This window comes from Paraburkholderia sp. SIMBA_027 (assembly GCF_046535315.1).
Lineage (GTDB): Bacteria > Pseudomonadota > Gammaproteobacteria > Burkholderiales > Burkholderiaceae > Paraburkholderia > Paraburkholderia tropica.
Genome location: NZ_JAWRWY010001787.1, coordinates 1 through 228 on the forward strand (window position 1 = coordinate 1; position 228 = coordinate 228).

Genomic DNA, 228 nt, shown 5'->3' on the forward strand with positions numbered 1-228 from the left:
TGGTGGTGATGATGCTGTAGGGCTTCACCACGAGCTCGAAATCCGTCGGCAGGATGCGCGTGCGGCCGATATCGGCCTCCTGGCCCGTCACGAACTCGGCCATGTCCTGGGCGATCGGCGCAATCGCATCGGTGTTACAGATCAGGGCGAGCGTCAGGAGCATGGAGGGTGTGTTAATGATGTTGCGCGGCATGGCGACGCCATGGGTGAGGAACACATCTTCCATAG

1 pseudogene is annotated in these 228 nt (G+C 60.5%); it reads right to left on the reverse strand.

Annotated elements, in window-relative coordinates:
- Positions 1-228: pseudogene (locus SB764_RS45320) on the reverse strand (hypothetical protein); the annotation flags it as partial.